The organism is Marinococcus sp. PL1-022, assembly GCF_033845285.1.
In the GTDB taxonomy this organism is placed as follows: Bacteria; Bacillota; Bacilli; order Bacillales; family Marinococcaceae; genus Marinococcus.
Map to the genome: position 1 here is coordinate 1,697,265 of NZ_JAWXCX010000001.1, position 22,829 is coordinate 1,720,093.

26 protein-coding genes, 1 pseudogene and 1 riboswitch are annotated in these 22,829 nt (G+C 50.0%); of the genes and pseudogenes, 6 read left to right on the forward strand and 21 right to left on the reverse strand.

Annotated elements, in window-relative coordinates:
• Positions 1–77: 77 nt before the first annotated feature.
• Positions 78–605 carry a hypothetical protein gene (locus SIC45_RS08600; protein ID WP_319631838.1) on the forward strand — a complete coding sequence of 176 codons (528 nt, stop codon included), beginning with the start codon at positions 78–80 and terminating at the stop codon, positions 603–605.
• On the opposite strand, the gene scpB is transcribed toward SIC45_RS08600, so the two are convergent.
• Entirely contained in the window at positions 590–1,162 is a 573-nt protein-coding gene (scpB, locus tag SIC45_RS08605) for an SMC-Scp complex subunit ScpB (protein WP_319631839.1), read from the reverse strand. The two genes, SIC45_RS08600 and scpB, sit on opposite strands and share 16 nt — an antisense overlap.
• A complete protein-coding gene (locus SIC45_RS08610) occupies positions 1,159–1,899 on the reverse strand; it encodes a segregation/condensation protein A (protein WP_319631840.1) in 741 nt (246 codons plus the stop codon). Before SIC45_RS08610 ends, scpB begins: the two co-directional genes overlap by 4 nt.
• 133 nt (positions 1,900–2,032) lie before the next feature.
• On the opposite strand from SIC45_RS08610, the gene SIC45_RS08615 reads away from it, so the two are divergent.
• A complete protein-coding gene (locus SIC45_RS08615; RefSeq protein ID WP_319631841.1) occupies positions 2,033–2,563 on the forward strand; it encodes a DUF309 domain-containing protein in 531 nt (176 codons plus the stop codon).
• Between the two features lie 56 nt (positions 2,564–2,619).
• Here SIC45_RS08615 and SIC45_RS08620 read toward each other — a convergent pair whose 3' ends face one another.
• The 14 genes from SIC45_RS08620 to SIC45_RS08685 all read right to left on the reverse strand — a co-directional run bounded on the left by SIC45_RS08620 (position 2,620) and on the right by SIC45_RS08685 (position 15,384).
• Entirely contained in the window at positions 2,620–2,997 is a 378-nt protein-coding gene (locus tag SIC45_RS08620) for a GNAT family N-acetyltransferase (RefSeq protein ID WP_298786053.1), read from the reverse strand.
• 219 nt (positions 2,998–3,216) lie between these two features.
• Positions 3,217–3,690, reverse strand: a complete 474-nt coding sequence (gene ribE / locus SIC45_RS08625; RefSeq protein ID WP_298786055.1) for a 6,7-dimethyl-8-ribityllumazine synthase — start codon at positions 3,688–3,690, stop codon at positions 3,217–3,219.
• A 12-nt stretch (positions 3,691–3,702) separates the two neighbouring features.
• Positions 3,703–4,911, reverse strand: coding sequence for a bifunctional 3,4-dihydroxy-2-butanone-4-phosphate synthase/GTP cyclohydrolase II (locus SIC45_RS08630; protein WP_319631842.1), 1,209 nt, complete (start codon positions 4,909–4,911; stop codon positions 3,703–3,705).
• 30 nt (positions 4,912–4,941) lie between these two features.
• Positions 4,942–5,541 carry a riboflavin synthase gene (locus tag SIC45_RS08635; RefSeq protein ID WP_319631843.1) on the reverse strand — a complete coding sequence of 200 codons (600 nt, stop codon included), beginning with the start codon at positions 5,539–5,541 and terminating at the stop codon, positions 4,942–4,944.
• A gap of 4 nt (positions 5,542–5,545) precedes the next feature.
• Positions 5,546–6,628 carry a bifunctional diaminohydroxyphosphoribosylaminopyrimidine deaminase/5-amino-6-(5-phosphoribosylamino)uracil reductase RibD gene (gene ribD, locus SIC45_RS08640; RefSeq protein WP_319631844.1) on the reverse strand — a complete coding sequence of 361 codons (1,083 nt, stop codon included), beginning with the start codon at positions 6,626–6,628 and terminating at the stop codon, positions 5,546–5,548.
• Between the two features lie 165 nt (positions 6,629–6,793).
• A riboswitch (FMN riboswitch) is annotated at positions 6,794–6,943 on the reverse strand.
• A 74-nt stretch (positions 6,944–7,017) separates the two neighbouring features.
• The gene (locus SIC45_RS08645; RefSeq protein WP_319631845.1) at positions 7,018–7,455 is read right to left on the reverse strand and encodes a peptidylprolyl isomerase; all 438 of its coding nucleotides are present in this window, start codon (positions 7,453–7,455) and stop codon (positions 7,018–7,020) included.
• 16 nt (positions 7,456–7,471) lie between these two features.
• On the reverse strand, positions 7,472–8,797 hold the full coding sequence (gene lysA, locus SIC45_RS08650; RefSeq protein WP_319631846.1) for a diaminopimelate decarboxylase: 1,326 nt from the start codon (positions 8,795–8,797) through the stop codon (positions 7,472–7,474).
• A gap of 93 nt (positions 8,798–8,890) precedes the next feature.
• Complete coding sequence (locus SIC45_RS08655; protein WP_319631847.1) at positions 8,891–10,192, reverse strand: pyrimidine-nucleoside phosphorylase; 1,302 nt, start codon at positions 10,190–10,192, stop codon at positions 8,891–8,893.
• 29 nt (positions 10,193–10,221) lie between these two features.
• On the reverse strand, positions 10,222–11,037 hold the full coding sequence (locus SIC45_RS08660; RefSeq protein WP_319631848.1) for a purine-nucleoside phosphorylase: 816 nt from the start codon (positions 11,035–11,037) through the stop codon (positions 10,222–10,224).
• Complete coding sequence (locus tag SIC45_RS08665; protein ID WP_319632945.1) at positions 11,038–11,865, reverse strand: purine-nucleoside phosphorylase; 828 nt, start codon at positions 11,863–11,865, stop codon at positions 11,038–11,040.
• 7 nt (positions 11,866–11,872) lie between these two features.
• Positions 11,873–13,066 carry a phosphopentomutase gene (gene deoB / locus SIC45_RS08670; protein WP_319631849.1) on the reverse strand — a complete coding sequence of 398 codons (1,194 nt, stop codon included), beginning with the start codon at positions 13,064–13,066 and terminating at the stop codon, positions 11,873–11,875.
• Between the two features lie 19 nt (positions 13,067–13,085).
• A complete protein-coding gene (xerD, locus tag SIC45_RS08675; protein ID WP_319631850.1) occupies positions 13,086–13,973 on the reverse strand; it encodes a site-specific tyrosine recombinase XerD in 888 nt (295 codons plus the stop codon).
• A 154-nt stretch (positions 13,974–14,127) separates the two neighbouring features.
• Positions 14,128–14,616: a Fur family transcriptional regulator gene (locus tag SIC45_RS08680; protein ID WP_022792325.1), complete on the reverse strand. Its 489-nt coding sequence runs from the start codon at positions 14,614–14,616 to the stop codon at positions 14,128–14,130.
• Between the two features lie 225 nt (positions 14,617–14,841).
• Positions 14,842–15,384 carry an NUDIX hydrolase gene (locus SIC45_RS08685; RefSeq protein ID WP_413645936.1) on the reverse strand — a complete coding sequence of 181 codons (543 nt, stop codon included), beginning with the start codon at positions 15,382–15,384 and terminating at the stop codon, positions 14,842–14,844.
• Positions 15,385–15,536: 152 nt separating this feature from the next.
• Here SIC45_RS08685 and uppP point away from each other — a divergent pair, with 152 nt between their 5' ends.
• On the forward strand, positions 15,537–16,367 hold the full coding sequence (uppP, locus tag SIC45_RS08690; RefSeq protein ID WP_319631852.1) for an undecaprenyl-diphosphatase UppP: 831 nt from the start codon (positions 15,537–15,539) through the stop codon (positions 16,365–16,367).
• A gap of 54 nt (positions 16,368–16,421) precedes the next feature.
• Here uppP and SIC45_RS08695 read toward each other — a convergent pair whose 3' ends face one another.
• A complete protein-coding gene (locus SIC45_RS08695; RefSeq protein WP_319631853.1) occupies positions 16,422–16,922 on the reverse strand; it encodes a PTS glucose transporter subunit IIA in 501 nt (166 codons plus the stop codon).
• Positions 16,923–17,201: 279 nt separating this feature from the next.
• Between SIC45_RS08695 and SIC45_RS08700 the strand changes: the two genes are divergently transcribed.
• From SIC45_RS08700 to SIC45_RS08710, 3 genes are read left to right on the forward strand one after another with little or no spacing between them, the layout of a single operon-like run.
• Positions 17,202–17,912, forward strand: coding sequence for a lysophospholipid acyltransferase family protein (locus SIC45_RS08700; protein WP_319631854.1), 711 nt, complete (start codon positions 17,202–17,204; stop codon positions 17,910–17,912).
• Positions 17,913–17,926: 14 nt separating this feature from the next.
• Complete coding sequence (locus SIC45_RS08705) at positions 17,927–19,033, forward strand: glycosyltransferase (protein WP_319631855.1); 1,107 nt, start codon at positions 17,927–17,929, stop codon at positions 19,031–19,033.
• On the forward strand, positions 19,030–20,517 hold the full coding sequence (locus SIC45_RS08710) for a phytoene desaturase family protein (RefSeq protein WP_319631856.1): 1,488 nt from the start codon (positions 19,030–19,032) through the stop codon (positions 20,515–20,517). The genes SIC45_RS08705 and SIC45_RS08710 overlap by 4 nt, the downstream gene beginning before the upstream one ends.
• 183 nt (positions 20,518–20,700) lie before the next feature.
• Here SIC45_RS08710 and SIC45_RS08715 read toward each other — a convergent pair.
• From SIC45_RS08715 to SIC45_RS08730, 4 genes and pseudogenes are all read right to left on the reverse strand, one after another.
• A pseudogene (locus SIC45_RS08715) lies at positions 20,701–20,880 on the reverse strand (AraC family transcriptional regulator); the annotation flags it as partial.
• 176 nt (positions 20,881–21,056) lie between these two features.
• Positions 21,057–21,233, reverse strand: coding sequence for a CsbD family protein (locus SIC45_RS08720; RefSeq protein WP_319631857.1), 177 nt, complete (start codon positions 21,231–21,233; stop codon positions 21,057–21,059).
• Positions 21,234–21,330: 97 nt separating this feature from the next.
• Positions 21,331–22,095, reverse strand: a complete 765-nt coding sequence (locus SIC45_RS08725) for an HpcH/HpaI aldolase family protein (RefSeq protein ID WP_319631858.1) — start codon at positions 22,093–22,095, stop codon at positions 21,331–21,333.
• Positions 22,096–22,110: 15 nt separating this feature from the next.
• Positions 22,111–22,806, reverse strand: a complete 696-nt coding sequence (locus SIC45_RS08730; protein WP_319631859.1) for an alpha/beta fold hydrolase — start codon at positions 22,804–22,806, stop codon at positions 22,111–22,113.
• Between the last annotated feature and the right edge of the window lie 23 nt (positions 22,807–22,829).

Below are 22,829 nucleotides of genomic sequence, written 5' to 3' on the forward strand. Positions count from 1 at the left end.
GCCTCCTCATACAGTTTTTTCTGCTTATTTTATTTTCGTCCTGCTTCCGCTACAATACGGAGAAAGGAGCGTGCCACATGACAATTCATTTTCTAATTCTTTATGCAGCTCTGCTGCTGCTAGCCGGGATAACCGTCTGGTCCGCTGTCCGCACACATCTTACAAACAGGCAGCTGCAGCACCTGGTCCAGCGTGCAGACCAGCTCGAAACCGAAGCAGAAACTACCCGGACACAGGCTTATACCGCTTCCGTCGAGCAGGACATCTACATCCGGTTCATGACGGTAAAGGATGCTTTGTTCCGGCAGTTCAATGCGCCTCACCCCCGGGCAGTACGGGAGTCTGAACACGCTCTGCATTTTTCGGAAGATCAGCTGCTCACTGTCTTTTCCTCCGGCGAAGCAGATGAACTGCAACAGTTTTTCCAGCGCTACCGACTGTACCTTGATTCATACTGGAAAACCGGTACGGGCGGCTGGAAAACCGTATTTGTGTCGAACGCACAAAACGGCGCTGACAGTTGGGAAACTGTCCACGCCGCCACTAAGTCACTGTACCAGGAAGCAGAGCGCTTATCAGCGCTTTTCATTTATTCTTCATCCTGATCCAGTTCCCGGAAAAACAGATCCGCCTGTTCCGGCTGTTCTTCATCCTCAAGCGGCGGCAATTCTTCCAGGGTTTCAAGTCCAAAATACTCTAAAAATCGGGTGGACGTTACAAAAGACATCGGTCTCCCCGGCTTCTGGGTACGTTCGAATTCTTTGACGAGCCCTTTGGACAGCAGGGTCTGAAGCGCCCGATCCGATTTCACTCCGCGCACCTGGTCGATGTCTGCCCTCAGCACCGGCTGATTGTAGGCAATAATGGCAAGCGTCTCCAGTGCTGCCTGGCTGAGTGTCTGCCGGTTCTGCTGCTCACTGAAGTGTTCAATCGCTTCCGCCGCCTCGGGCACTGTCGCGAAGAAAAATGTATTTTCCGCCTGGGTAATCTGCAGGCCGCCTTCCCGCTGGGCCCAGGCATCCTTTAAGGAGATTAAGTGTCTGCGGGCAGAGTCCGTCTCTATACCGAGTGCTCTGGCAGCCTGTTCTGCCTCCAGGCCTTCATCCCCACTAATATACAGCAGCGACTCCAGCGCCCCCTCAATCGTTTTTTCCCGTTTCATACCTTCACCTTTTCTGCCAGTTGAATCGTTATATCATCAAAATTATGTGACTGCTCACAGCGGATCTGCTTTTGTTTCATCAGTTCAAGCAGAGCAAGAAATGTTACCACCATCTGCGGTTTGGTTCTCGTCTCTTCAAATAACTGGTAAAACGAACAGGCATCGAGCTGTTCGAGTTCCACCATTACCTCTGCCATCCGGTCTTCCACCGAATATTCATCCGTCCGGACAGTGGCCTCGGGAGGATGGGCGTTTTTTGCCCGTTCTTTCATTTTCTGGAACGCTGCCACCATGTCATATACCGTCAGCCCTTTCGGAAGGCCTTCTTCCTTTTCTTCTCCGGTGCTCCATTCACTGAGCGGTTTTTTGTACACCTGCTGCTGCTCCTGTTCTTTTTGCTGCAGTTTCCCGGCTGCTTCCTTATAGCGCTTGTATTCTTCAAGCTGCTCAATCAGCTGTTCTTTAGGATCTTCTTCCTCGATCCATGCATCCTCGTCCACTTGCACAGGCAGTAATGTCTGGCTTTTGATCTGCAAAAGCGTGGCTGCCATCACAAGATATTCTCCCGCCACATCAAGCTCAAGCTCCTGCATGGTCCTTACGTATTGCAGATACTGATCCGTAATTGCAGCCAGCGGAATATCCTGGATATCCATCTCCGCCTGCTGGACAAAATGAAGCAGCACATCAAGCGGACCTTCAAATTGATCAATTTTTACTTTATACTGCTCGGACATAATTCCCATCCTTCATCACTTGTTGAGTGCTTTTGCAAGTATATCATATCCGCTGTAAGCAGGGCATGCGTTTTCCCTGGCTGTTTTTGATACAATCAATCCTATCAATAATTTTGAAAGGAGAAACCGCCGTATGTATCCAGACGCCTATATTCTATTTCTTGTCGAGTTTCACAGCACCCGTGACTACTTTGAATGCCACGAAATACTCGAAGACCATTGGAAGGAAGCACCTTCCGGAGAACGTGATCCTGTATGGCCCGGCCTGATTCAGATCGCTGTCGGTCTGTACCATGAGCGGAGGGGTAACCTTACCGGGGCTTCAAAATGTTTGAAAAACGCCGGGTTGATTCTTGGGCCGCTTCCCCGCCGTCTGCAGGCCCTGGGGCTCGACGCCGACAGGCTGCTGCAGGCTATCCAGGAGCAGCTCGATCACCTTGAAGAGCCATTTCGTGACATGAACCTGCCGATTACTGATCCCGAACTCGAAGCCCAGTGTATTCGTCTTTGTGAACAAAAAAAGATTTGCTGGCTCCAGGACTCCCCGCTTGAGGATACGGACCTTGTCCACAAACACGCGCTCCGTGACCGCACCGATATCGTTCATGAACGCGATAAGCAGCTCCGCATCCGGGATAAACAGCGACGAAGCCGTGGTATGTAATCCGGACGTTCTTCGTATTCCCATTAAAAAACCCGCCGTTCACCGGCGGGAAAGTATTAGTTCACTTCATTTTCCAGAATATCTTTTTGATGTTCATCGCACACCTGCAGAAACTGAACCGTTTCCTTGCTGGCGACCAGGTCGTGATCGAGACGGCCTCTGACCGCCTGCACCATTTTTTTGCCTATACCTTCATCCCGGTAGGAGGGGTTCACGCATACATGGTGAAGCTCTGCATCTCCATTTTCAGTGTAACGAAGACCGACGACTCCGACAATATCATCGTCTTCCTTCCACATAAACAGCTGCCAGTCATCTGTTTCTTCATACTGCTGGACCGTTTCCTGGAGCTTTTTTACATCTTTTTCTTCCGGCATGTACGAAAGAAGCCCCATCGCTATTTTTTTATAGGATTGTTTATACTTAATCAACATAACCAATTATCCCTCATTGTGATCAGAATTTCAGACAAATTTGTCTTCATTTCCATAATTTACGCAAAGCAGTATCCAAATTCACCATTGACCATACACGCTTTTGGACAGAAATGCAAGAGGAATATAGGTAATTATAACTGAAAGCCGCTCATCACCGCTCATGCACGTGTAATCCCTCAAAATAAAATCACACGGCTTAAAACCGTGTGATTTATTTTACTCCATGCGGATTTTTTTTGCAAGACTAGCCATCTCCACGGCCCCCATAGCAGCCTCGGATCCTTTATTTCCGGCTTTTGTCCCGGCTCGTTCGATTGCCTGTTCAATTGTCTCCACAGTAATGATACCGTTAATAACCGGCAGTTCTTCCTGCAGCGATACATTTGCGACTCCCTTGGCGGATTCGTTGGCCACATAGTCAAAATGGGGAGTGGCGCCACGAATGATGGTCCCGATTGCCACAATTGCATCGTATTTTTTCGTTTTGGCTGCCTGCTGAGCAGCAAAGGGAATTTCGAATGCCCCGGGCACCCAGATAACGTCTATATCTTCTTCTCTCACTCCGCTGCGGATCAGTGTGCTTTCCGCTCCCTCTAGCAGCTGTTTATTAATGAATTCATTAAACCGTGCTGCGACGATCGCTATTTTTTGTCCACTGCCGTTTACGTTGCCTTCAATAGTAGTTGTCATTTTATTTTCCTCCTAAAAATGAAGCATATGTCCTAATTTTTGATACTTCGTACGCATATATTTCTCGTTTTCCTCCTGCAGCGGCAGCTGTATTGCAATGCGCTGCGTCACTTCAAGGCCGTAGCCGGAGATGCCTGTTATTTTCCTGGGATTGTTAGTGAGCAGCTTCATTTTCCCTACGCCAATGTCGCGAAGCACCTGGGCGCCAATCCCGTATTCACGCAGATCATCCGGAAAGCCAAGCTTTTTGTTTGCTTCCACTGTATCGTATCCCGCTTCCTGCAGTTCATACGCTTTTAATTTATTGATCAGACCAATGCCGCGTCCTTCCTGACGCATATACAGCAGCACGCCCTTGCCTTCTTTTTCGATCTGCATCAGTGCCGCCTGCAGCTGCGGCCCGCAGTCACAGCGTTTGGAGCCGAAAACATCCCCTGTCAGGCATTCTGAATGGACCCGGACCAGCGTTTCCTCCTCCGGATCGATTTCCCCTTTCACAAGCGCCATCATTTCTTTCCCATCAATAGATGATGTGAAGCCGAGCGCACGAAAATCACCAAATTCGGTTGGAAGGCTCGTATCCGCCTCCCGTTTTACCAGTTTTTCGCGGTGGCGACGGTAGCTGATTAAGTCTTTGATCGTTACCATTTTCAATCCGAACCGGTCAGCGATTTCGCGCAGCTCCGGCACCCTGGCCATTTCCCCGTCTTCTCTTGTGATTTCACAAATCGTCCCGGACGACGTTTTTCCGGACAGGCGCGCAAGGTCAATCGCGGCTTCCGTGTGACCGGCCCGCTGCAGTACTCCGCCTTCTTTTGCAATTAGTGGAAACACATGGCCCGGACGCTGAAAGTCTCCCGGTTCGGCGGTCTTATTGGCAAGGTGCTGAATTGTCAGCGCCCGCTCGGAGGCACTGATACCGGTTTTGGACGACACATGGTCGACGCTCACCGTAAAAGCAGTGCCATGCGGATCAGTATTCTGATCAGCCATCGGCTGAAGCTGCAGGCGCTCGGCCTGCTCTTCTGTGATCGGCGTGCAGACGAGACCGCGGCCGTACGTAATCATAAAGTTAATTGTCTGGGCATCAATGTTTTCCGACAGAGCGACAAAATCTCCTTCGTTCTCCCGGTCTTCGTCATCACAAACGATCACAACCTGCCCGTTCCTCAGTTCATCTAATGCTTCTTCAATGGGGTCAAACCAGCGTCGTTCCTCCATGGTATCGTTCCTACTTTCTTTGCAAAGGTTTTATTTATTTACAGTTAACAGACGTTCTGTATATTTGGCAAGCATGTCACATTCAATATTGACCAGATCGCCGGCCTGTTTGTCTGCGAGGTTGGTTACCTGCCACGTATGCGGAATAATCGACAGGGTAAAGGTTTCTTTTTCGTCATCCACTCCAAAAATCGTCAGGCTGATGCCATCAACTGTGACGGAGCCTTTATTGGTCATGTAGCGGAGCTGCTCCTTCGGCGTCTTTACGTGCACGTAAATCATGTTTTCTTCCTCTTCAATAGAAGCAATGGTTCCTGTGGCATCCACATGTCCCTGCACAAAGTGCCCGCCAAAGCGTCCGCCGGCCTGCATCGCAAGCTCCAGGTTAACGTGTGTGCCTTCTTCCATATATTTCAGACTCGTATGCTTGAGCGTTTCAGCCATCACGTCTACGTAGACGCACCGGCCTTTTTTAGCCGTCGCCGTCAGGCAGATGCCATTTACCGCAATGCTGTCGCCAATTTGAATACTGTTCATATCCAGATCACTTTCAAGCTCCAGCTGAATTAAATTTTCCTGGTGTGTCATTTTTGACACTGTTCCTGTCGCTTCTACAATTCCCGTAAACATGCTTTCACTCCCCGGCCTGCATTGTATATTTCCGGTCCTGCCCGAATGTCTCTTCTTTTATCAGTGAAAATGCCCGGGCCTCCTGAAGTGTCGAAATACCGCTTCCCTGGTAGACTCCGGGTGCATTTTCCCCGCCAATCACCATCGGCGCTACATACATTAAATATTCCTGAATCATTGCAGCTTCCAGAAAGGACCCGAGAACGCCGGCCCCTCCTTCCACAAATAATGAGACAATTTTCTTTTCTCCGAGCACATCCAGTACCGCGGAGATATTTTTCACGCCGGAAGCGACTGGTATCACTTCAGCCCCCGCTTCTTCGAGGCGGTGCTGCTTTTCAGTGTCGGCCGGCTCATTCGTCAAGATGTAGACCGGAGTTGCTGCATCCTTCAGCATTCGGCTGTTCTCCGGCATGCGGAGCGTACTGTCGAGTACTACCCGCGCCGGCGTCACTCCCGTTTCCGGAACCCGGGCTGTGAGGGACGGATCGTCACTCAGTACAGTCCCGATACCGACTAAAATGCCGTCACACCGGCGCCTCTCCCGGTGCACATCCTCCCGGGCTTCTTTTCCGGTAATCCACTGGCTTTCCCCACTGGCTGTCGCAGTCTTTCCGTCAAGGGAAGAAGCAGTTTTAGCCGTCACATAAGGTTGTCCATTCTTAATAAAATGAAAAAATTTCCTGTTTAAATAAGCTGCTTCTTCCTGCCCCACTCCAGTCACAACTTCCAGACCCGCTTCCTCCATCATTTGTATGCCCTTGCCGGCTACAAGCGGATTCGGATCTGAAGCTGCCACCACCACTTTTACAATGCCTGCTTCAATAATCTTTTTGGCACACGGCGGGGTGCGGCCGTAATGGCTGCAGGGCTCGAGAGTGACATAAATCGAAGCTCCTTCAGCTTCGTCTCCTGCCATTGCAAGCGCATGGACTTCTGCGTGTGCTTCACCGGAGCGAAGGTGAGCTCCCATTCCAACGATTCTGCCATCTTTAACGACGACGGCACCGACCATTGGATTCGGGTAAGTCTGCCCTTCAGTTGAGCGCGCAAGTTCAAGTGCTGTATGCATCCATGTATGATCCATATGGCCGGACCTCCTTGTATTTTTGCTTTTTTTAATTACAGAAACAAAAAAAGCCCCCGGATGAACATCCGGGGGCTTTTATACATACGTATCCAAAATAATATTCCACTTCCATTCTGCGGAACATACACCTGCAGACAGAAAAACAGAATTTTTTCGAATACGGTTTTCCTTCTCCCATCCAGACTGTTACTGTCGGCTTCAGAATTGCACTGAATCCACCGTCCGCGCCTTTGGCGCTTACCGGGTCACGGACTGAAAAGCATTCGCTTTATCACCGTCGGTTGGGACTTTCACCCGACCCCGAAGGATGTTGATCGCAATCAACGTACCGTATGAAGTTAAAATACATTTTATTACTTTCTTATTTATCCGTCAAAACATTCAGCTTATGCTTCGTCCCAGACACGTACTTCCTTCATAACATCCTGTGCCTGGATGCGGTCCACCTGGTCCATATTGTCTGTCACACGGCCAAATACCGTATGTACACCGTTCAGGTGCGGCTGCTGGTCAAAGAGAATAAAGAACTGGCTGCCGCCGGTGTCTTTTCCAGCGTGAGCCATCGAGAGATAGCCTCTTTCGTGGGTGCGCGGGTTTCCTTCCGTTTCACACGGAATGGTATACCCCGGACCGCCGTCTCCGCGGTTATTCGGGCATCCGCCCTGGGCGACAAAGCCCGGGATAACGCGGTGGAACGTAAGGCCGTCATAAAAGCCGTCATTCGCCAGACCTTCAAAGTTTTCCACTGTTCCCGGTGCATCCTCCGGGAAAAATTCCAATGTTACTGTTTCTCCGTTTTCAAATGCGATTTTACCTTTTTTCATGTCTCTCTACCCCTTTTTATTTGGTTTTTGCCTTTGCCGGTGCATACGACAGATCGTACTGAAGAATATCTTCGTACGTTTCTCCGCGAACCACCAGATGTGACTCCCCGTCTTCGGCGAAAACGACCGGAGGACGCGGGAGGCGGTTGTAATTGTTGGCCATGGAATATCCGTAGGCTCCTGTGCAGAAAACCGCCAGCGTATCATTAGTTTTCACTTCCGGAAGCGGAAGGTTCCAGATCAGCATATCGCCGCTTTCACAGAGCTTGCCGGCAACCGAAAACGTGTCATCGGCTTTTTCATGGCCCCGGTTGGCTAAAATGCCCTCGTACTCTGCCTGATAAAGAGCCGGACGAATGTTGTCAGACATGCCTCCATCCACTGAAATGTAGCGGCGAACACCAGGAATGTCCTTTTTCGAACCTACGTCATACAGCGTTGTTCCGGCATCACCGCTAACGGACCTTCCAGGCTCGATCCAGATTTCCGGCACGTCCATGCCGGTACGGAGCGCTTCCTGTTTAACTGACTGGATCATATCCTGGACGTACTGTTCCGGCGCGAGCGGTTCGTCTCCTTCCACATAGCGGATCCCAAAGCCGCCGCCGCAGTTCAGCACATCCGGCGTGAACTGAAGGTGCTCCTGCCAGTGCACAAACTGATCAAACAGTTTTTTGATAGCCATGGTGAACCCGCTCGTTTCAAAGATCTGCGAACCAATATGACAATGCACGCCTTTAATGTTGATGGACGGACTCTGCTGCAGGCGGTAAATGGCCTGATCGGCCTGGCCGGATGTCAGGTCAAAGCCGAATTTTGAATCCTCCTGCCCGGTGGAGATGTATTCATGGGTGTGCGCCTCGATGCCTGGAGTCGTCCGGATCAATGCTTCCACCTGGGTCTGCTGCCTTGCCGCCTGCTGCTCAATCAATTGAATTTCATGAAAGTTATCAATTACAAAGCAGCCAATGCCGAGTTCAATGGCAAGGGCGATTTCCGCTTCGCTTTTATTATTGCCGTGAAAATGAACTTTTTCCATCGGAAAACCGGCTTTTGACGCCGTCATCAATTCTCCTCCGGAAACCACATCCAGGCTGAGTCCCATTTCCTTCGCAAGCTGCGCCATTGCGACGCAGCTGAATGCTTTGCTTGCATAGGCAACCTGATACGTCATTTTGTTATCTTCGAAAGCCTGCTGAAACCCACGGGCCCGCTCGCGCATTAAAGCGACGTCATAAACGTAAACCGGGCTTCCGTATTCCTGCTTTATATCAACCGTATCCACCCCGCCGATCTCCAGGTGGCCGTGTTCGTTTATATGGTGCGTTCCATGAAGCTGCATATTATTCTCTCCTTCGTTGCTCCTCCTCGTTCGTTTATTTTAGCACGCTTCTGAAAAAGACAAAAGCTTTATGCAAGTAAAGAAACCGCGCAATTACTGCACGGTTTCATAAATGAGGACTGGTTTTTCAACAGCAGCTTCTGCAATTGTAAAGGCTTCGGAAATTTTCCTGGCGCTCTCAGCGCTGTTTTGGTCATTCACATGCATAATAGCGATCGTATCGCCCTTTTGCACAGGGTCACCGATTTTTTTCATGAGCTCAATTCCCACACTGTAATCAAGCACGTCGTCTTTGGTAGCACGGCCGGCTCCGAGAAGCATCGCACTTACGCCGATTTCTTCGGCTTCAATGCCGTGCACATAGCCTGAGGCTTCCGCCTTTACTTCAACACGGTGCTCGGCAGCTGCAAGACCATCCGGGTTGTCTACAGCGGAGGCGTCCCCGTGCTGGTTTTGCACAAATGCCTTCATCTTTTCAAGCGCGTCCCCGTTTTCAATCACCTGAAGCACCATTTTTTCCGCCTGCTCCAGCTTGTCGGCTTTACCGCCCGCAACAAGCATATAGGAGGAAAGCGTGACGCTCAGCTCGTGCAGATCTTCCGGCCCGTTCCCCTGCAGTGTTTCAATGGCTTCTTTAACTTCGAGGGCGTTCCCGACGGTCCGGCCCAGCGGCTGATCCATATTGGAAATGACCGCCATCGTTTTACGATCCAGGGATTGACCGATTTCCACCATTGCTTCCGCCAGACGCTTCGCTTCCTTCACTTCCTTCATAAAGGCACCCGATCCTGCCTTTACATCAAGCACAATTGCATCTGCGCCGGCAGCAATTTTTTTACTCATCACCGAGCTTGCAATCAGCGGAATCGAGTTTACGGTTGCTGTCACGTCCCGGAGTGCGTACAGCTTTTTGTCTGCCGGGGTGAGATTTCCACTCTGACCTGCGACAGCAATTTTGTGTTCATTAACAAGATTGACGAACTCTTCCTTTGGAATCTCTGTTTCAAACCCACGGAAGCTTTCCAGCTTATCGATCGTGCCGCCGGTGTGCCCGAGCCCGCGTCCGGACATCTTCGCTACAGGAACGCCGCATGCCGCCACAATCGGTCCGATAATAAGCGTCGTTTTGTCGCCGACGCCTCCAGTGGAATGCTTGTCCACCTTGATGCCCTCGATGGCCGACAGGTCGAGTTGATCGCCTGACTCTGCCATCGCGTAGGTGAGCGCGGCAGATTCCTTCTGGGTCATGTCCTGAAAATAAATCGCCATTGCAAACGCCGATGCCTGGTAATCCGGCACCTCTCCATTGCTGTAAGACTCCACAAACCAGCGGATTTCTTCTTCACTCAGTTCTTTTCCATCTCGCTTTTTTGCAATAATATCCACCATTCTCATAGTACGGCCCCTTTACACATTGCTGTTAATTACGTATTTTTGACGATTTCTTTCATTAAAGAGATAAAAATCGGTTTGGTTTTAGCCGCCGTTTCCATCACTTCGTCGTGGGAAATGCTGACGATTTCTTCTCCAATGGCCATATCAGTTATACACGAAACACCGAGGACGCGCAGCCCCGCATGCTGGGCCACAATCACCTCCGGCACCGTGGACATGCCAACCACATCAGCGCCGACGTTGCGAAGCAGGATCAGTTCTGCCCGGCTCAGAAAGTTTGGACCACCTATGCCGCCATAGACGCCGCGTTTCAAGTCAATTTCCAGCGTTTCAGCGGCCTGGAACGCCTTCCCGCGGAGTACCGGATCATACGCCTGGCTCATATCGGGAAAACGCGGGCCGAGATCGCTGTTGTTCGGACCGATCAGTGGGTTGCTGCCGGTAAAGTTTATATGATCTTCAATCACCATTAAATCTCCCGGGCGAAACGATGACTGCATCCCGCCGCAGGCATTGGTGACAAATAAAAACTCGGCGCCGAGCGCTTTCATCACCCGCACCGGGAACGTTACCTCCTGCATCGAATAGCCTTCATAGTAATGAAAGCGGCCCTGCATCGCTACCACTGTTTTTCCTTCAAGCTCTCCAAGCACAAGACGTCCGGCATGACCTTCCACTGTGGAAACAGGAAAATGCGGGATGTCTTCATAAGGGATCACGGTGCCCGCTTCAATATCGTCAGCCAGGTCGCCGAGCCCGGAGCCAAGAATCATGCCGACCTCAGGCGCAGCACTGTATTTCGACTGTATATAATCCTTTGCTTCCTCTATTTTTACAGCATTCATTCAGGCATCCTCCTGTGCGATCCGGCGAAGGGTTTCTTTCATTAATTTCAAGAAATCTTCCTGTACCTTTGATGTCGTATCCATGACTTCATCATGGCTTAACGGCTGGTCGAGCATGCCGGCAGCCAGGTTTGAAATGCAGGAAATGCCGAGAACTTCCATGCCTCCGTGTACAGCAACGATCACTTCCGGCACCGTGGACATGCCAACGGCGTCTGCACCCAGCACCCGTGCCATGCGGACCTCTGCCGGAGTTTCATAGGCCGGTCCGGTATTTGCCATATACGTGCCCCGCTGAATGCGGATATTCAGTGACAGCGCCGCCTCGTCAGCTATTTTGGCCAGGCCTTTTGAATACGCCGAACTCATATCCGGAAAGCGGGGACCGAGCTCTGCATCATTTTCCCCGATAAGCGGGTTAGCGCCGAGCCAGTTGATGTGATCATCAATAATCATTAAATCGCCCGGTTCAAAGTCATGATTTACGCCGCCCGCAGCGTTGGTAACAAGAAGCCGCTTCACTCCGAGGGCGTTCATTACCCGGATGGGAAACGTCACTTCCTGGAGAGAATATCCTTCATAGTAATGAAAACGTCCCTGCATCGCTGCCACCTGCATGCCTTCAAGTTCACCGAAGACAAGCTGGCCCGCGTGGCCTTCCACTGTCGAAACGGGAAAGCCGGGGATGTCTTCATATTTTAGAACGACCGGGTTTTTAATTTCATCGGCCAGCACCCCCAGGCCGGAACCGAGCACGAGGCCGGCTGACGGCACGGCAGATATATTGGACTGAATGTATTGAACTGCTTCTTTGGTTTGCTGCTGGATACTCAAGTTATTCACCCTTCCTTTTTAATTGCTGTAAAAAGCTCGTGCCATACTTTGGCATGGATAGGCGGAAATTATCCGCTACCGTGGCACCGATATCGGCAAATGTTTTCCGGGTACCCAGCGGGGCAGAGCCGGTGCTTTTGCTGTAGGCAAGCAGCGGCACGATTTCACGGGTATGGTCAGTGCCGTGGTGGACAGGATCGTTTCCATGATCGGCGGTAATAAGCAGAAGATCATTTTCGTCCATTGCGTCGAGCAGCTCCGGAAGCCGGGCGTCAAATTCCTCGAGCGCCTCTCCGTAACCCTGCGGATCGCGGCGGTGGCCGAACTTGGCATCAAAATCCACCAGATTCAAAAAGCTGAGCCCGGTAAACGATTTCTGCGCCGTTTCCGTCACACGATCCATACCGTCCATATTGGAGGAGGTCCGGATCGACTCCGTCACTCCTTCGCCGTCATATATATCGCTGATTTTTCCAATAGCAATGCTGTTGAGGCCTGCGTCTTCAAGGTCGTTCATGACCGTGCGGCCAAACGGCTTGAGCGCGTAGTCGTGGCGGTTGGACGTCCGTTCATAATTTCCCGGAGAGCCTTTGAACGGACGCGCAATCACGCGGCCAATCATATAAGGTGCTTCGTATGTCATCGCCCGGGCTTTTTCGCAGATGTCATACAGTTCTTCAATAGGCACCTCATCTTCGTGGGCCGCGATTTGAAGCACTGAATCCGCCGAGGTATAGACAATCAGCTTACCGGTGTTTTGATGCTCTTCGCCGAGTTCTTCAATGATCTCTGTACCCGAAGCTACTTTGTTTCCAAGAATCCCACGGCCAGTTTCCTGTTCGAGCTGCTGCAAAAGCTCATCCGGAAAGCCATCCGGAAATGTGCGGAATGGCTCGTCAATATAGAGCCCCATGATTTCCCAATGCCCGGTCATCGTATCTTTGCTTCGCGACATTTCCTCCATGCAGCCGTACGAAGATGCCGGCGCCTCTGATGCCTGGACGCCCGGGATTTCCCGGATGTTTCCGAGACCGAGCCGTTCAAGATTAGGGATCTTAATTCCATTCATATGCTGGGCGATATGACCGAGTGTGTCAGCACCTTTGTCCCCGTATTCTTCAGCATCAGGAGCTTCGCCGATGCCGACAGAATCCATCACAACTAAAAAAACGCGTGGATACTTGTAGTTTTCCATTGCTCTCTCTCCTTTTCTGCTAGGCCCTTGGATGAGCCTGCAGGTATACATCTTTTAATTTATGGTTGGATACATGGGTATAAATCTGGGTAGTGGAAATATCGGCGTGCCCGAGCATTTCCTGAACCGCCCGCAGGTCAGCCCCGTTTTCGAGCAGATGTGTAGCGAAGGAATGTCTAAGCGTATGCGGTGTCAATGCCTTTTCTATGCCGGCTTTCCCTGCCGTTGCTTTTAATATTTTCCAAAAACCCTGCCTTGAAAGCGGATTGCCGTGATGATTTACAAACAGCAGGTCGTGGCGTTTGTTTTTCATCAGGGTACTGCGCCCGTGATGTATGTACGTATCAATAGCCTCGGAAGCCACTTTTCCAAGCGGCACAATCCGCTCTTTGTTTCCTTTGCCAATACAGCGGATAAATCCCATCTGCAGGTGCACATCAGAAATTTTCAATTCACACAGCTCCGTAACCCGCAGACCGGTAGCGTACATGCATTCAAGCATCGCCTGATTCCGTTTTGCAAAGGCCGTTGTTCCTTCGGCTGCTGTAAGCAGCCGCTCAACTTCCTGAGTGGACAGCACGGTCGGAAGCTTTTTTTCTCCCTTTGGAATTTCAATCAATTCCGCCGGATCCTTTTTTACTACCTGTTCACGCAGAAGAAACTGGTGGAACGCCCGGACCGACGACAAAAAGCGCGCCAGCGTAGCTGTAGAGCGCCCGGCTTCTTTTTGGGCATACAAAAAATCCACGATATCCGCACGTTCTGTGTCCGTCCATGACTCCTTCCCCCGAAGCTGCATAAATTTTCTATAGTGTTCCAGGTCTCTTTGATACGACTGAATCGTGTTCTTGGAGAGGCCCTTTTCAACTTGGCAATAATGTATAAAATCCAGTACCTCCGTGGTCATACGACCGCCTCCTGCTTCCCAATCTTCCCTTCTAAGAATAGCATAGTCGCTTATTACTAGGGAAGGGCGAATGCGGCAGTAAATATACCGCTTTCATTCTGCCGGACAATAAAAAAGCACCGCTCTTTGTTAAAAGACGATGCCCATACATGTGTTAATTCGTGTGCAGCGAAGCAGCCTCCGCACTTTCTTCGTTCTTTTTTGCCTTCGCCTGACAGCGGTGGCAGACCCCGTGGAACGTTAAACGGTGATCCTTCACCTTAAACTGATAGTCTTTTTCTACAATTTTTTCGACCTCTGCCAGCAGGTCCTCCTGGATCTCATCAACGGTTCCGCATTCAATACATACGAGGTGGTGATGGGAGTGGCTGGCTCCTTCTTTTCGCAGGTCATACCGTGAAACTCCGTCACCAAAGTTGATTTTGTCCACGACTTCAAGTTCATTAAGTAATTCAAGTGTTCTGTACACGGTGGCAAGACCAATTTCCGGCGCTTTTTCCTTCACCAGAAGGTACACATCTTCTGCACTTAAATGATCTTCTTCATTTTCCAAAAGCACCTGTACGGTCGCTTCCCTTTGCGGGGTCAGCTTGTAGCTCTGTTCATGCAGCTGTTTTTTAATACGTTCTACCCGATTTTCCAATTATCGCTACCTCCCTTATTCCTTCAAGGGTAATAAACTTATTATAATAATTTTAAATAAGCCTGTCAATATAAAACCGATAACCATTCTCAGTTTAAAATTATTATAAATAAATTGGCATGAAATTTGCATACAGACCTTATCTGTCCTGCAATCTCAGTCATTCGGTCGTTGATTATCAATGAAACTCCTATGTGACAGAAAAATGACGATATTCAATCTCAATTACCGCTGATCGAGAATGGTTTTCACATACTGCACCGCATACATAGTTTTAGCATCATGAATCTCTTCTCGCTGGATCAATTCGTCCGCTTCCTTCAGGCTTACTTCCTTCAGTTCAATAAATTCATCCTCTTCGGTTTCCGGTTCGCCGGCCTCAAGATCGAACGCTTCATACAGATGAACAATTTCGTCTGCAAATCCGGGAGAGGTATAAAATGAAGCAATTTTCTGCAGCCGCCCTGCAGTATACCCGGTTTCTTCTTTTAATTCCCGGGCAGCGGTTTCTTCCGGGCTGTCAGTGCCTTCGAGTTTTCCGGCCGGTATTTCCACCAGCGGTTTTTCGAGCGGCTTGCGGTACTGCTTCACCATCACTATTTTCTGCTCTGGCGTGACTGCCACCACGGCGACCGCGCCGCTGTGATTAATCACTTCCCGTTTGCTGCTCCTCCCGTCCGGAAGCGTCACATCGTGCACCGATAAATCGACGACTTTTCCTTCGAATATCGTTTCCTTCTGCGTTGTTTTTTCTGTAAAATCCATTATTAACGTCCTTTCTGCCTCGAATGTGATTCATTCGTTTTAGTTTACCAGTCTTTAACTGTCTGTGAGAATAGTCATTTGCTTATTTTCACTCTTCCTAATTATCACCAGATTTGCTACACTATCCAAGTAATCTGATGGAGGAGTTGGACCCCATGAATATTTTTGAAGCTATTTTTCTAGGAATCGTCCAGGGAATTGCAGAATTCCTGCCGATTTCAAGTACCGCCCATATCATCATCGCAGAATTTCTCCTCGGCCATTCGATTCCCGGCCTGTCATTTGAAATTTTTCTGCACCTGGGATCAATCGTAGCCGTGATTTTTTATTTCCGCAAAGACATCATTCATCTGATTCAGGTATTTTTCCGGTATATCGCCAAACGGCGCCGGGAGGATCGTCCCGAGTTTTTCCTTTGTTTGTACATAGTACTCGCAACCGTTATTACCGGCATTCTTGGTGTTTTTCTTGAAGATTCTCTTGGCAGCGCCCTGAAAACACCAGTGATGATTGCCGTATCACTCACCCTTACCGGCATTTTTCTCATCATCATCGAGAGGGCCTACACCATTGGCAGCCGTACCGTTAATGAAATAACAACGCTCGATGCGGTCATTGTCGGCCTGGCGCAGACGGTGGCTGTCATTCCCGGCATCTCAAGGTCCGGAAGTACACTGATTGCCGCCTTGTTTTCCGGCCTGGACAGAGAAACGTCGGTCCGGTTTTCATTCCTGCTTTCAATCCCTGTCATTTTAGGATCCACCGTTCTCGCTCTCGGTGATATTACCGACGGCAGTCTCGCTTCCATAGGTGCTGTATCGCTTATTGCTGCATTCATCGCCTCGCTGATCACTTCATGGCTTGGCATCGTCTGGCTGATTAACTTCCTGAATAAAGGAAAACTCACCTACTTTGCGATCTACTGCTTTCTGCTTGCGCTTATAACTATTTTATTTCTCGATCCGGGAAGTACAGTAGTCGAATAACGATTTATAACATAAAAATCCAGCCGGAGCCGGCTGGATTTTGTCATTCATTCATTATTTTTTCACAGTAACAGTCGCCACTACAGTTTCTCCCGCCTTCAGACGGTTCTCGCTGTTCATCTGAATATTTTCAACCTGATCGCCTTCGGTGAATACGACCGGCGTAATTTTGCTGGCAGCTTTTTCGCTGATCACATCCATATCAAACTCCATAAGCAGATCGCCTTCTTCCACGCTGTCCCCTTCCGATACTTTGCATGTAAAGCCCTCTCCGTCCAGAGATACTGTTTCAAGACCGATATGAATTAATATATCCAGCCCTTCCTCGGAACGGATGCCGACGGCATGCTTTGTCGGGAAGATCTGTTCGACCCTTCCTTTAACCGGGGAAAGAATAATTCCCTCCGATGGATCTACAGCGAATCCCTCTCCCATCATTTTTTCTGAAAATGTCGGATCAGGCACTTCTGTAATATCAACGAATGCTCCGCTGACCGGTGATTTTATGGAAACGTCTACAGGCTTTTGTTCTTTTCCAAATAATTTTTTTAACATATCATTCACTTCCTTTTTAAATAGTCACAGCTGCGTTCAAGCTGTGCGCATGCTTTAGTAAGTGTAACGAACTTCACTCCTGCGCACAAACTTCCCGGTTCGTCTTTTACCGGTACATTTCAGGAAAGGAAAAGCGGAACACTTCTACTCGCACGTTTATACCGCACGTTTTAAATGAGCGCGAATAAGGAATAGAACTCTATTCTAATTGTATATACCTTCTTTTTATAGCGATTTAAACCTTCATTCTATATATAGTCAAACACAGGGGGTGCGCAGATGATTACAGAAAATAAACAGCCGCTTTTTGAAAAGTTGTTTTATTTGTATGACCGGCGCTTGATCCAAAAGCATTTTTCTGCCGTACATATGCACAATAACAGTATCTACACAGACGATGCTGCGCTTTTTTACGTGAACCACAGCAACTGGTGGGACGGACTTTTAATCTATTTTTTAAATAAACACTGGTTCCGTCACCCCGGCTACGTCATGATGGACGAAGAAGGCCTGCGCGAATTTCCCTTTTTCCGCAGGCTCGGGGCCTACTCGGTAAACCGGGACAGCCGCCGCGATGTTATTAATGCCCTCCGCTACACAGAGGATAAACTAGTAAAAGGTCATCACGTCTGGCTTTTCCCGCAGGGGGCAGAAACCCACGCCGATCAGTTTCCGATCACTCTTCAGCCCGGCATTTCCTATCTTCTTCCCCGGGTGGACGTTCCGTTCGTTCCGGTTACGATGCACTACACCTTTTTGCACCATCAAAAGCCCGAAATCTTTATAAACATCGGCCCACCGCTCCCAAGGACGCCGGAAAACCTCGCTTCACGAGCGGCAGCCCAGGATGCACTGGAGCGCCATCTGCAGCATCAGTGGGATGAAATGCGCGAAGACATCGCTTACGAGCACCTGGAGAACTACACTACCGTTTTGAAAGGTTCGCAGACAATGAGCAGCTGGTGGACCTCTCTCCGGCAGAAAAAATAGAAAGGACTCCCGCCATGTTCCTATGGATTCTCATATGTATCCTCAGCGCCTGGACGGTATTTACGGTCATTAACGTGTGGACCCTGCCCTCTCTCGCCTCTTTTTCTGTACCGAAGCGCCCCGGTTTAATCAGCGTGCTTGTACCGCTCCGTAATGAAGAACGGAACATACCGGCGCTTGTGCGGAGCCTCCGCCAGGCGGACGATCTAAAAACAGAATTCATTTTTCTCGATGACCATTCAACGGACCGCACAAAAATGCTCTTGCAGGAGGCTGTCCTCTATTGGCCCAATGCCCGTTACATTGAAGGGGCCGCACTGCCGGAAGGCTGGAACGGCAAAGTTCATGCGTGCCATCAGCTGTCCAGAGAAGCTGCCGGACAGTACTTGTGCTTTGTTGATGCCGACGCAAGGCTGCACGCGGACGCCCTCCGCTGGGCAGAGGGGGCTCTTCGGAAGCAAGATGCCAGCCTGGTGACTGGATTTCCTCATTTCAAAACAGAAGGCTTCTGGGGCCGGCTGCTTGTGTATATGCAGCATTTTGTCGTGTATGCCCATCTGCCCGTCGCAGCTGCCAACCGCACTACCTGGAAACCCTTTACTGCAGCACACGGGGCTTTTTTGTTTTTCAGCCGGACAGCCTATGACAAGGCTGGCGGACATGCCGCTGTTAAACAGTCGCTCGTTGATGATATGGCGCTTGCCCAAAACATAAAATCACAAGACATGAAAACACTGCTCGTTTCTCCGGGCCCAGCTGTTACCTGCCATATGTATGCGTCGAGCCGGGAAGCGTGGCTTGGCTTCAGCAAAAACATTTTTCCCGGTATCGGCCGTTCGATGCCTATTGCTTCAGCCGTCATCACTGTGCATACTCTTTTTTTTATCGTGCCGGGCTTTCTTCTGCTGGCTGCCATTGCCACAGCCGAGTGGCAGCTTGCCATTCCATACGTTCTGGCTGCTGCCCTGCGTGCCGCGGTTACGATAAAGGCCTCACACCCGTGGTGGACAGTGCTTATTCAGCCTCTTTCATCCGGGGCAATGATCGCAGTGCTGATCTATTCAATTTACTTGGATAAAACGAAAAAAGGCTATTCCTGGAAGGGGCGTACCTATCAATGACTACTGCCGTTATCGGTGCCGGGCTCGGTGGCTTAAGCGCTGCCATTGTTCTAGCTAAAACCGGTGAAGAGGTTACTGTATTTGAAAAAAACGAACGGGCAGGAGGCAAGCTCCGCCCGTTTCAGCTGGGCACCCACGCATTTGATTACGGCCCTAATACCATCACGATGCCAGATATATTTCACCGCGTGCTTGCTTTTGCCGACAAAGACCCTGGACAGCTCCTCCCGTTCAAACAGCTGCCGGAGCATACCCGTAATTATTTCCCCGATGGGAGCACACTCGAGGTTTCTTCAGACGCTGGAGAAACAAAACAGGCCATTGCCCGTCTTTCCGAAGCCGATGCCAGCCGGTACGATGACTATCTCCGGGAGGTCAAACGGCTTTACACGCTAGCTACTGAAAATTTTTTGCAGCGCACCTTCGAGTCGCCCCTGGATTACCTTTCCCCACGACTCGCCCTAGCCCTTCGCAAAGTGCGTCCGGCCACTTCCATGCATGCTTTCCACCGGCGGTTTTTCAAGCATCCGGATGTGCAGCAGGCGTTTGACCGGTATGCGACCTATATCGGTTCTTCTCCGTATGACGCGCCGGCAACATTCGCTCTGATTGCCCATCTTGAGCTTGCTGACGGCGTGTACTACACCCCGGGCGGGAACGCGAAGATTGCCGAGGCGTTTTATGAAACGGCCCAAGAGCTTGGAGTCACCTTTTCATTTAATGATCCTGTCCAGCACGTTTCCACGCGTGACGGACGCGCTCAAACTGTATATGCGGCCTCAGGCTCTCTGGAGGTGGACAGCGTGGTATTGAATGGGGATCTGCTCAGCCAGTATCCGCTGCTTTTCCCGGCCTCTGCTCAACAAGACCGAACGATTCCAAAGGATCCTGAACCATCGATTTCCGCGTTTGTAATCATGGCCGGGCTGAACACCCGCCTGTCGCAGTTAAAGCATCACCAGGTGTATTTTTCTGCGGATTACCATGAAGAGTTCGAACAGTTCAAGCACGGAACGTTTCCAGACGATCCGACCGTTTATATCAGCAACTCCTCCTATAGTGATCACGGCCAGTCCCCGGACGGCGACAACCTGTTTATTCTTATTAACGCTCCGGCACTTCCTGGAGGCGCTATGACAGAGGAAGAAAAACAGTCCTATAAAAACCTGGTCTACGACAAGCTGGAGGAATTTGATCTTTTTCTTCGTCCGCATATTGTGGAGGAACAAGTACTCGGTCCGTCTTATCTGGAAGAAACGTTTGGCGCATACAAAGGCTCCATTTACGGTCTTGCCTCCAACCGGCGAAAGGATGCGTTTCTGCGGCCGTTCAACCGATCCCAGGATTTGAAGAATGTCTATTTTGCCGGCGGCTCCACCCACCCCGGCGGGGGCTCGCCAATGGTGACCACCAGCGGCGTTCTTGCTGCGTCCGCCCTGCTTAAGGATAACGGCATTCTGCTCGACTTCTGGGGAAATAAATGACTTGAATGGCTTTCTGCCTTCCAATATCACCGGCGCATACAAACAGCCCCGCTTTTCTCGTCAGCGGGGCTGTTTCAGTAGTAGGGTTATGATTAACCCCCTTCTTCTTCCTCTACCGGTATCCATATTTCACTTTTGAAATCAGGCTTGTCAAACTGATTTCCCTCCATCCATACTATTTCTCGTTAAACGCCTGCGCCGAATATATTCGGAGATGGGAATACCCGCTAAAGAAGAAAACATACGCTTAAAATGATACTCCGAACAGCAGGCGATACGGGCGACTTGTTGAAAATCGATTGCCTCCGTTAAGTGATTCTCAATATAATGCAGGGCATTATTCATCTCTTTTAAATTATCCATAACACCAATCCTTCTTATCTAAAGGATACCGATAACAAATTAATTACGCCTGCTTTTCGTGCCTGATAAAGTCGGATACTAACAACTTACTTTCTATCTAAAAAGAATATCGGATTATGTATAATCATAAAAAAGGAATAGAAGCCCCATGGGTGGGATACTTCTATTCCGGTTCATTATTTGTTTTTAAAGTCGCCTTTTTTGTCCTGGGCGACGCCTTTAATCTTATCTTTCTTTCCTTCGCGCTGCATTTTGGAATTATTTGTGGCGCTTCCCATCCGGTCTTTTGCTTCCCCTTTAACCTTGTTCACGTTTCCTTTTAGTTTGTCACCAAAACCATTTTTACTGCTCATCTGTGATCCCTCCATGATGTCTGTCTACAGCAGGGCTTCCCTTCAGCAGCCTTCGTCAAACAAAAGAGTTTTATCATTCCAAACAATTAATACACGCTTAACTGGTAGACTGCTGCGGAGCCAGACTGTTCACAAATGCCTTTTTCATAACATTGGTGACAACCAATGAAACAAAACAGGCTCCTTTCTGCTGGGCCTGAAGCACGTCTTCCCGGGAGCTTGCAATCGTACCGATTGGCGTTTTCATAACTGCACCTTCCCGATACAGCCCGCTCAGCACCTCCTGCACTTCCGGATGATCGGCTCCGTTTCTATACCCCATATTCACAGACAAATCCGTCGGCCCTAAAAACGCCATGTCGATGCCGGGAACGTCCATAATTTCCGTGAAATTTTCAGCCGCTTCCGGAGTCTCAATTTGAACGCTTATCAGGATCTGTTCATCGGACGCATTCATAAACGCTTCTCCCCCGTGAAAGCCGTAGCCCGCCGCCCTCATTGAAAAAGCGGTGCCCCGTTTTCCATACGGGGGATATTTAGCTGCCTGCACCACCCTTTCTGCCTGCTCCCGGGAGTTTACCATCGGAACCTGAATGCCCAGTGCCCCCCGGTCCAACGCCTTTTGAATACTCGAAGGATCATAGCTTACGCGTATGATAGGCACCATTCCGGTTAACCGCGCGGACCTGATCATTTCCTCCATTTCTGCCCCGCTGTAGGCGCCGTGCTCATCATCCATAATAATAAACTCATAGCCGGCGTATCCGAGCATCTCTACGACCGCTGGCGAATAGAGGCTCGTAATAGCCCCCTGGGTCAGCTCATTTTTTTTGATCTTTTCCTTAATTTCGTTTTTCAGCATTCTCATCTTCCTTTGTTAGTTTTCCTGAAGCCAATAGGATAAAACTGCTGTGACTGCTTCCGGCTGGTCCAGAGGACTTAAATGGCCGCACTGGTCAATTAAAACTAACGCTGCCCCCGGTATTTTCTTCGCGAGATCCTCCTGCATGGAAGGCCCGCACAGCGCATCCTGTCTGCCTGCCAAAACCAGGGACGGACAGTTTACAGCAGAAAGTGCATCCACCGCACCCGGGCGGGTTTTATTGGCTTCCAGCTGCCGGAAATAGCCTTCTTCTCCGACATCCCTACTCATTTGCCGAATCACTGCTTTAACGTCCTCACCAGCATGCTCCTGAAATACAGCGCTGGGCAGGAACTGCTCCGAAACCATTTGTTCGAACCCGCCTGCCCGCACCTGTTTCTGCTGATTATTCCAAAGCTCTATCTGTTCTTTCGTCGGGGGATAGGGATTGGTATCGAGCAGCGACAGCTTATTCACCCTTTCCGGAGCCTCTTTCATTACCTCCATGGCCACGATGCCGCCAAGCGACAGTCCGGCAAGCGAAAAGGAGCCGGAAACACTGTTCAGTATCCGCTCCGCCATCTCCTTCACGGAGGCGTCCCGGGTAATGTCCGGAATGATGACCTCCCTATCAGCAGAAAAAGCACGGTATTGATGCTCCCATAGCGCCGAGGTGCACAACGTTCCGGGAATTAATACAAGAGGTTCCATGCTGCTTTCCCCTCCTTTTGGAG

Coding starts and splice junctions, on each gene's coding strand:
- SIC45_RS08600 (WP_319631838.1), top strand. CDS start 78: ATGACAATTCATTTTCTAATTCTTTATGCAGCTCTGCTGCTGCTAGCC.
- scpB (WP_319631839.1), bottom strand. CDS start 1,162: ATGAAACGGGAAAAAACGATTGAGGGGGCGCTGGAGTCGCTGCTGTAT.
- SIC45_RS08610 (WP_319631840.1), bottom strand. CDS start 1,899: ATGTCCGAGCAGTATAAAGTAAAAATTGATCAATTTGAAGGTCCGCTT.
- SIC45_RS08615 (WP_319631841.1), top strand. CDS start 2,033: ATGTATCCAGACGCCTATATTCTATTTCTTGTCGAGTTTCACAGCACC.
- SIC45_RS08620 (WP_298786053.1), bottom strand. CDS start 2,997: ATGTTGATTAAGTATAAACAATCCTATAAAAAAATAGCGATGGGGCTT.
- ribE (WP_298786055.1), bottom strand. CDS start 3,690: ATGACAACTACTATTGAAGGCAACGTAAACGGCAGTGGACAAAAAATA.
- SIC45_RS08630 (WP_319631842.1), bottom strand. CDS start 4,911: ATGGAGGAACGACGCTGGTTTGACCCCATTGAAGAAGCATTAGATGAA.
- SIC45_RS08635 (WP_319631843.1), bottom strand. CDS start 5,541: ATGTTTACGGGAATTGTAGAAGCGACAGGAACAGTGTCAAAAATGACA.
- ribD (WP_319631844.1), bottom strand. CDS start 6,628: ATGGATCATACATGGATGCATACAGCACTTGAACTTGCGCGCTCAACT.
- SIC45_RS08645 (WP_319631845.1), bottom strand. CDS start 7,455: ATGAAAAAAGGTAAAATCGCATTTGAAAACGGAGAAACAGTAACATTG.
- lysA (WP_319631846.1), bottom strand. CDS start 8,797: ATGCAGCTTCATGGAACGCACCATATAAACGAACACGGCCACCTGGAG.
- SIC45_RS08655 (WP_319631847.1), bottom strand. CDS start 10,192: ATGAGAATGGTGGATATTATTGCAAAAAAGCGAGATGGAAAAGAACTG.
- SIC45_RS08660 (WP_319631848.1), bottom strand. CDS start 11,037: ATGAATGCTGTAAAAATAGAGGAAGCAAAGGATTATATACAGTCGAAA.
- deoB (WP_319631849.1), bottom strand. CDS start 13,066: ATGGAAAACTACAAGTATCCACGCGTTTTTTTAGTTGTGATGGATTCT.
- xerD (WP_319631850.1), bottom strand. CDS start 13,973: ATGACCACGGAGGTACTGGATTTTATACATTATTGCCAAGTTGAAAAG.
- uppP (WP_319631852.1), top strand. CDS start 15,537: ATGAATATTTTTGAAGCTATTTTTCTAGGAATCGTCCAGGGAATTGCA.
- SIC45_RS08695 (WP_319631853.1), bottom strand. CDS start 16,922: ATGTTAAAAAAATTATTTGGAAAAGAACAAAAGCCTGTAGACGTTTCC.
- SIC45_RS08700 (WP_319631854.1), top strand. CDS start 17,202: ATGATTACAGAAAATAAACAGCCGCTTTTTGAAAAGTTGTTTTATTTG.
- SIC45_RS08705 (WP_319631855.1), top strand. CDS start 17,927: ATGTTCCTATGGATTCTCATATGTATCCTCAGCGCCTGGACGGTATTT.
- SIC45_RS08710 (WP_319631856.1), top strand. CDS start 19,030: ATGACTACTGCCGTTATCGGTGCCGGGCTCGGTGGCTTAAGCGCTGCC.
- SIC45_RS08720 (WP_319631857.1), bottom strand. CDS start 21,233: ATGAGCAGTAAAAATGGTTTTGGTGACAAACTAAAAGGAAACGTGAAC.
- SIC45_RS08725 (WP_319631858.1), bottom strand. CDS start 22,095: ATGCTGAAAAACGAAATTAAGGAAAAGATCAAAAAAAATGAGCTGACC.
- SIC45_RS08730 (WP_319631859.1), bottom strand. CDS start 22,806: ATGGAACCTCTTGTATTAATTCCCGGAACGTTGTGCACCTCGGCGCTA.